Origin of the sequence: Mesorhizobium sp. M7A.F.Ca.CA.002.09.1.1, from assembly GCF_003998555.1 — a bacterium.
Taxonomy (GTDB): Bacteria; Pseudomonadota; Alphaproteobacteria; order Rhizobiales; family Rhizobiaceae; genus Mesorhizobium; species Mesorhizobium ciceri.
Map to the genome: position 1 here is coordinate 1 of NZ_RZRR01000580.1, position 3,671 is coordinate 3,671.

At 65.4% G+C, this 3,671-nt stretch carries 3 protein-coding genes; all 3 read right to left on the bottom strand.

Annotated features, from left to right (window positions below):
- Positions 1-17: 17 nt before the first annotated feature.
- Positions 18-1,394: a glucose-6-phosphate dehydrogenase gene (zwf, locus tag EN994_RS22360; protein ID WP_063169510.1), complete on the bottom strand. Its 1,377-nt coding sequence runs from the start codon at positions 1,392-1,394 to the stop codon at positions 18-20.
- Between the two features lie 22 nt (positions 1,395-1,416).
- Complete coding sequence (gnd, locus tag EN994_RS22365) at positions 1,417-2,430, bottom strand: phosphogluconate dehydrogenase (NAD(+)-dependent, decarboxylating) (RefSeq protein WP_063169509.1); 1,014 nt, start codon at positions 2,428-2,430, stop codon at positions 1,417-1,419.
- 34 nt (positions 2,431-2,464) lie between these two features.
- On the bottom strand, positions 2,465-3,671 hold a 1,207-nt coding region (locus EN994_RS22370), incomplete at its 5' end, for a glycoside hydrolase family 15 protein (protein WP_245466063.1).

The following is a 3,671-nucleotide window of genomic DNA, read 5'->3' on the forward strand; positions in this document are numbered from 1 at the left end:
CCATCGCGTGGTTCCTCTCACTTCACCGGATCGATCCAGCCATTGGGTGGCCCGAACCCGGCCATGACGTCCGCCGGTCCCCATGTCAGCGGCTCGTAGAGGTGCGGCGGCGTGGTGTCGCCAAGCACCGGGCCGACGATGCGCCAGGCCAGTTCGCTGGCGTCCTGGCGGGTGAACAGCTGGCCGTTGCCGTTCATGGCGTCGCCTATCAAGCGCTCATAGGGCGGCATGTCGCCCTTCGAGTCGTCGAGCGCCGTCAGTTCGACCTGCTCGCCGATCATGTCGTCGCCCGGCGCCTTGCGCTGTGCTCCGATGGCGATCACCACCTGTGGGTCGATGCGGAAGCGGACGTAGTTCTGGTCGGCGGGCTTGATCGGATCGAAGACATCGAGCGGCGGCCGCTTCAGCCGCACCACCACTTCGGTGACATGCACCGGCATGTTCTTGCCGGCGCGGATGAAAAACGGCACGTCCTGCCAGCGCCAGGTGTCGACGAAGAAACGCACCGCCGCGAAGGTCTCGACGGGCGAGTTCGGCGCCACGCCGGGTTCAGTGAGATAGCCGGTGAACTGGCCGCGCACGACATCGTCTTTGGTCAGCGTCCTGATCGCGCGCAGCACCTGCACCTTCTCGTCGATCAGATCGTCGGCGGAGCGGCCGACAGGCGGCTCCATGGCAAGCAGCAACAGGATGTTGAGCAGATGGTTCTCGATGACGTCCCTGATGCAGCCGACATCGTCATAGAAGCGGCCACGTCCCTCGACGCCGAAATCCTCGGCCATGGTGATCTGCACGCTCTCGACGTAATTGCGGTTCCAGATCGGCTCGAGGAGGGAATTGGCGAAGCGGAAATAGAGCAGGTTCTGGATCGCTTCCTTGCCCAGGTAGTGGTCGATGCGGAAGATCGACTGCTCGTCGAACACCAGATGCAGGACCCGGTTCAGCCAGCGCGCCGATTGCAGATCGTGACCGAAGGGCTTTTCCACCATCAGCCGCGCGCCATGCGCCGTGCCCGACTGCTCCAGCCCCTGGACGACGGTCTCGAACATGGTCGGCGGCACCGCCATGTAATGCAGCGGTCGCTGTGCGGTGCCGAGCGCGCTCTTCAGTTTCTCGAACGTCGCTCCGTCACGGTAGTCGCCGCTGACGTAGCGCAGCAGCGAGGCGAATTTGGCGAACGCTTTTTCGTCGATCTTGCCGAGCGCATTGACGATGCCGTCACGCGCGCGCGCCTGCAGTTGCTTGAGGTCCCAGGCATCGAAGGCGACGCCGATCACCGGTTCGGTAAGCGTGCCCTTGGCGACCATCTGGTAAAGGGCTGGAAATATCTTCTTGTGGGCGAGGTCGCCGGTTGCCCCGAAGAGCACCAGCGTGTCGGACCGTTCCTGGCTCATGCGCGTGTCTCCCCCGCTGTCCTCACTTGCCGGCCTTCGGCTTCTCGACATGGCCGCCAAAGGCATAGCGCATGGCGGAGAGCAGCTTGTCGGCGAATTCGGATTCGCCCTGCGAGGAGAAGCGGTCGAACAGCGCCGAGGACAGCACCGGAGCCGGCACGCCGGTGTCGATGGCCGCCTTCAGCGTCCAGCGGCCTTCGCCGGAATCCGAAACGCGGCCGCCGAAATTCACCAGGCCCGGATCGCTTTTCAAGGCGCCGGCCGTCAGGTCAAGCAGCCAGGAGCCGATAACGCTGCCATGCCGCCAGACCTCGGCCACCTGGGGAAGGTCGATGTCGAACTGATAGTATTGCGGGTTTTCCAGCGGGCTGGTCTCGGCGTCCGCCGTCCGTTGCCGCTTGCCTGCATTGGCCGATTTCAGGATGTTCATGCCTTCGGCATAGGCGGCCATGACGCCATACTCGATGCCGTTGTGCACCATCTTGACGAAGTGGCCGGCGCCGCTCGGTCCGCAATGCAGGTAGCCGAAGGGCGCGGTCCCGGCATCCCTGGACGGATTGGAGCCGGCATCGGCGCCCGGCGCCAGCGTGGCGAAGATCGAATCGAGGTGCTGCACCGCCACGTCGGGACCGCCGATCATCAGGCAGTAGCCACGCTCCAGGCCCCAGACGCCGCCGCTGGTGCCGACATCGACAAGATGGATGCCCTTGCCGGCCAGTTTCGCGGCCTGGTCGACGGCGTCGTGATAATAGGAATTGCCGCCGTCGATGACGATGTCGCCGGGCTCCATCAGGGCCGCCACCTGGTCGATGATCCTGCCGGTGATCGCCGCCGGCAGCATCAGCCACACACAGCGCGGCTTGGCCAGCTTGCCGATGAATTCTTCCATCGAGGCCGCCCCTGACGCGCCGTCGGTCACCAGGGCCGCGACGCTGGCCGGGTTGATGTCGTAGACGACGCATTCGTGGCCGTCGCGCATCAGGCGCCGGACCATGTTGGCGCCCATCCGGCCCAGTCCCATCATTCCGATCTGCATGGTTTCGTCCCTGTTTTCTAGGAGATTTGCGGGGTTATCGAGGGAAGGTCTGCTGGCTGTCCTGGTCGCCTGAGATGACGGAGAAGTCGACATTCTCCCAATCGCCGGCCCCGGGCCAGAAAAAAGTGAAGGTCAGCGTGCTTCCCTTGGGAAGGCCAGAGACGGGCAGATCGGCAAGATGGATGCCGAAATCGTTTTCTACCGTCTGGCTGTCGTGGGCGGTCGCCCAGTTGTCGGTGCTCCAATGGACTGTAGCCGGGGCCAACAGTTCGAAGCGCAGCGTCTTGCCGGCCGGGACCGTGCGGATCTTGTTGTTGAACCGCCATGTTCTGAACGGCGATACGGTCTTGTCCTCGATATAGCGCTTGACGCCTTGCGGGGGCATGTCGAAGACCGCGCCGTCGCGCAGCGAGCGCAACAGCTTGATATGCTCCGAATGCGCCCAGACCAGCGGCATGGCGCTGCCCGAGGGGCGGCCGTGCAGCAGTTCGCGCTCCGGCCTATCGGCGCCGTCCCAGACCTGCTCCGGCAACAGGCCGCCCGGTCCGGCCGAGCCTTCCAGCGCTGCCAGCAGGCTGGCTGCCTTTTCCCTGCGCCCGGCCGCCAGCTCATAGTGGGCGCGTTCGCCGGCCAGCAGCGGCCAGGGGCGACCCTGGCCGGTGCCGTCGAAAGGTGCGCCATCTTCATGCTCGCCATAGCCGTCGCCGTTGTAGCGGTACCAGAGCGGCCCTTGCGGCAGATCGCAGCGCAATTGCGCGTCGATGACCTTGACCGTGTCTGTCATGCGCGGGTCGTCGGCCGCCCGCAGACCGAAGCGGACAAGTGCAAGCGCATCCGGACTGACGATTTGCTCGGCCGGCCGGTCGGTGTCGCCGGGCGGCCGGTTCTTGATCGGGACATAGCCGTCCTTCGGCGAACCGGCCGAGGCGCTGTCGGGCGGCGCGATGCGGACATAGTAGCCGTCGACGCCGACTTGACCGCAGATCGCCGTGCCGGTGACGTAGGTCCAGCGCTCGACCTGGTCGTTCCAGACGTCTGATGTCTCGCGCAGATAGGTCGCCCCGTCCGGCTTGCCACAGGCGTCGAGCAGGTCGGCTGCGGCAAGCAGTGCGGCGATTTCGACGGCGAGCGTGAACGGGCTGTAGCCGGCATCCTCTTCCCAGCGGTCCTCGCCGGTGACCGGCCCGTTGCGCACGACGAACCCGGCGGCGCGCTCGATCATCGGCAGAAAGACTGCGAGC